The organism is Micromonospora sp. KC723, from assembly GCF_004348595.1.
Classification (GTDB): Bacteria; Actinomycetota; Actinomycetes; order Mycobacteriales; family Micromonosporaceae; genus Micromonospora.
On sequence record NZ_SMKD01000265.1, the window covers coordinates 1 to 2,129 of the forward strand.

General features: G+C 76.2%; 2 protein-coding genes and 1 pseudogene. 1 reads left to right on the forward strand and 2 read right to left on the reverse strand.

Annotation, left to right across the window (positions count from 1 at the left end; translation table 11 throughout):
- Both E1165_RS29625 and E1165_RS28510 read right to left on the reverse strand, forming a co-directional pair.
- Positions 1–193, reverse strand: a pseudogene (locus E1165_RS29625) (hypothetical protein); the annotation flags it as partial.
- 179 nt (positions 194–372) lie between these two features.
- A complete protein-coding gene (locus tag E1165_RS28510; RefSeq protein WP_132394779.1) occupies positions 373–1,041 on the reverse strand; it encodes a PASTA domain-containing protein in 669 nt (222 codons plus the stop codon).
- A 114-nt stretch (positions 1,042–1,155) separates the two neighbouring features.
- Here E1165_RS28510 and E1165_RS28515 point away from each other — a divergent pair.
- Positions 1,156–2,129 (forward strand): hypothetical protein (locus E1165_RS28515; protein ID WP_132394780.1); only part of this gene is annotated, 974 nt, incomplete at its 3' end.

Sequence of the window (2,129 nt, forward strand, 5' to 3'; positions counted from 1 at the left end):
GAAGCGGGCGGGTCCGGTCCACCGGTTCCTGATCCGCCGTCGCGTCGACCGGCTCCTGCCGGACCGTCGCGTCGCGGGGCTGCCCGCCGGTGGGGCGGTCCGCCGCCGACGGCAGGGGGCGTGTCCGGTCGTCGGCCGGCGGCAGGGGGCGCGTCGCGTCGTCGGGGAGTGGCTCCTGGCGGTCGTCGCTCATCGCACGTCCTCTTCCCACCGGGCAGGCGTCGTGGCCCTCGCCCGTCACGGTAGCGGCCCGGGTCGTCACCCGCCGGTCAGCGCGCCGCACCACTCTGCGTGGCCGGCTCCGTGCCCACCGTCACCGCCGCGTCTGGCGGCCACCCCACCGGCCGGTCGGCCCATCCGGGGACGGAACAGTCAACCCTGTTCCGGGGTGCAGGTGACCGAAACCGGGTCGTTCCAGCGGGCGGCGCTGCCGGCCGGCGGGTCCTGGGCGCTGACCGTGCCGACGCGTCCGGTCGGGTAGCGGGGGTATAGGCCTCGCTCGCCCAGTTCCTCGGCGACGTCGGCGCAGTCCTCGTCGTCGAGATCCGGCACCTTCACCTCCGGTGCCGGCCCCGCCACGTACACCTGGACGGTGGTTCCCCGGGTGACCGGGGTGTTCGGGGCGGGCGACGTCCGCACCACCTCGCGTCCACTCCCGGTACCGAAGACCAACCGCCAGCCCAGTTTCCGGTCGCGCAGTTCGTCGCGGGCCTTCTCGAAGTCGACACCGACCACGTCCGGCACGGTCTGATCGCCCGAGGGGCGGGACGGCGACGCGCTGGTGGGCGCAGTGGTCGGCCGGTCGGCGGCCGGCCGCGTCGGAGCCGCGCCGGTCGCCCGCGTCGAGGAAGTGGAGGGCGCGGCGGCCGGCGACCCGATCGCGGACGGTACGGCGGGGTCGACCGGGTCGGCGAGCAGCCAGCCGGCGGTCGCACCGACGGCGGCGAGCAGGACGAGCACCAGACCCCCACCCAGCAGCAGGCTGCCCCGGCCCGGCTGTCGGCGCTCCGGCTCGTCTGGAGGGGTGTGTCCGTCGCTCATCGTGCTCCCACCGTCGTCACCGCGACCGTACCGGTCGCCGCCAAGCCGTCACCACACGTCGCGCGGGTGCCGCACGGCTCGCCGGGCCGACGAGGGGACGTTACGCTCCCCGACATGTCCGCACGACGCTGGGGAGGATCAACCGCCACCGCGGTCGGCGTCGCTGCCGGCGTGGGCGCGGCACAGCTGGGCTTCGCCTACGGGCTGGGCATCATCGACTGGGTGCCGGTCGACGCGGGGCGTACCGGATCGGCCTGGTTCGCGAGCCTGGCGTGGGCGACGTGGATAGCGGCCGTCTCCACCGTGCTCGGTGCCGTCTGCGCGCAGCGGCTCAACGAACGGGGCGACGACGGGCCGGCCGGGGGCGCGTTGCGCCGGGCGATGCTCGCGGTCGGCGGCGCGGCGGGCTCCTCGCTCACCGTCCTGCTGGTGGCCGTGCCCGCCCGGGCGGCCACCGCGCCGCAGACCTCGTCCCCGCAGGCCACCGCAGCCGGGTACGCGGCAGTCGGCGTGCTGCTCGGTTTGCTGGCCGCGCTCTGGGCGCTCTCCGTCCGGGCCGCCGCGACGAACGTGATCGCCACGGTGGGTTGGCTCTGGCTGCTCGCCGTGGTGTCGGTGGTGGACGGGGTTCTCGCCGGGCGCGGCCTGAACACCGCCCAGCTGGGCATCTGGCAGATCAGCGCCGACCGGCCGGGCTTCTGGCTACGCGACTACGTGTACTGGCCGGGGGCGCTGCTCGCCACCGGTTCGGCGCTGTTGATCGGCGCGCTGGTCGCCCGGCGTGCCGCTCGGGTGGCGGAGCGCCGGCTCGGCGCGGCGATCTCCGGCGCGGCCGGGCCGATCCTGGTGGCGGTGGCCTACCTGCTGGCCGTGCCCAGGCTGGCCTCGGTCACCCCGGCACAGGTGTCGGCGCATCTCGTCGCCCCGTACGCGGTCGTGGTCGGTGCCGCCGGCTCGGTGCTGGTGGTCGCGCTCGCCCAGCGCGCCGAGCGTCGCGCCGCCGCCCGACAGCAGGCCACCGTGCCCCGGCAGCGCACCAACGAGCCGCCCACCGGCGATCCGGCGACGACCGGCGGTGACACCACCAC